1 protein-coding gene is annotated in these 1,497 nt (G+C 66.2%); it reads left to right on the top strand.

From position 1 onward, the window contains the following. Positions 1-1,137 (top strand): toprim domain-containing protein (locus tag I73_RS16940; protein ID WP_022981706.1); only part of this gene is annotated, 1,137 nt, incomplete at its 5' end. Positions 1,138-1,497: the final 360 nt, after the last annotated feature.

The following is a 1,497-nucleotide window of genomic DNA, read 5'->3' as shown; positions in this document are numbered from 1 at the left end:
AGCTATGTCAACCTGATCCCCACGGTGGCCGGCGGCACCCATGAGGCCGGGCTGAAGGACGGTCTGTTCGGGGCGGTCAAGGGTTTCATCGAGCTGCACTCGCTGCTGCCCAAGGGCGTCAAGCTGATGCCCGAAGATGTGTTCAGCCGCGCCAGCTTCGTGCTGTCTGCCAAGGTGCTGGACCCGCAGTTCCAGGGCCAGACCAAGGAGCGCCTGAACAGCCGCGACGCGCTGCGCCTGGTGTCGGCCTTCGTCAAGCCGGCGCTGGAGCTGTGGCTGTCCCAGCATGTCGAGTACGGCAAGAAGCTGGCCGAGCTGGCCATCAAGGCCGCGCAGACCCGCCAGCGCGCCGGCCAGAAGGTGGAGAAGCGCAAGGGCTCGGGCGTGGCCGTGCTGCCGGGCAAGCTGACCGACTGCGAAAGCCGCGACCTGGCGCTCAACGAGCTCTTCCTGGTGGAGGGCGATTCGGCCGGCGGCAGCGCCAAGATGGGCCGCGACAAGGAAACCCAGGCCATCCTGCCGCTGCGCGGCAAGGTGCTCAACGCCTGGGAAGTGGAGCGTGATCTGCTGTTCAAGAACACCGAGATCCACGACATCTCGGTGGCCATCGGTGTGGACCCGCACGGCCCGAACGACAGCCCGGACCTGTCCGGCCTGCGCTACGGCAAGATCTGCATCCTGTCCGACGCGGATGTGGACGGCTCGCACATCCAGGTGCTGCTGCTCACGCTGTTCTTCCGCCACTTCCCCAAGCTGATCGAGACCGGCCATGTGTACGTGGCCAAGCCGCCGCTGTTTCGCATCGACGTGCCGGCCCGTGGCAAGAAGCCGGCGTCCAAGGTCTACGCCCTGGACCAGGGCGAGATGGACGTGGTGCTGGAGAAGCTGCGCAAGGAGGGCATCAAGGAAACCGCCTGGAGCATCAGCCGCTTCAAGGGCCTGGGTGAAATGAGCGCCGAGCAGCTGTGGGACACCACGCTGAACCCGGACACCCGGCGCCTGCTGCGGGTGGGCTACGGCGCGGTGAATTTCGACGGCACGGTGAGCTCCATGGGCAAGCTCATGGGCAAGGGCGAAGCCCAGGCCCGGCGCGAGCTGATGGAGTTGCATGGCGACTCGGTGGAGATCGATGTCTGAGTGCTGCCGGGGCCGATGCAAGGCCATGTCGCTGCCGGTTTTCGGGCTTTCTGCACCCGGTGGGCTTCCTAGAATCGATCGCGCCTGATCCTTTCCGAAGCCCCTGGCCATGACCCCTGTCGTCTCCCGTGTTCCTGCCCTTCGCCTGGCCGGTTTGCTGCTTGGTCTGGCGGGTTTGTGCCTGCCCACACAGGCCCGGCAGCTCTGGGGCTATGTGGACGGGGCCGGGGTTGCCCACTTCGCCGATAGCGCTGTCGATTCGCGTTACTTACCGGTGTTGTCGGAGCCGGGGCAGTTGAACATCCGCGTCCCGGGCAAGACGATGACCGGCAACGGCCTGCTGNCTGGCTGACTCGCGCC

Source organism: Ideonella sp. B508-1 (genome assembly GCF_000333615.1).
Taxonomy (GTDB): domain Bacteria; phylum Pseudomonadota; class Gammaproteobacteria; order Burkholderiales; family Burkholderiaceae_C; genus Ideonella.
This window is presented reverse-complemented; position numbering and strand designations above follow the sequence as displayed.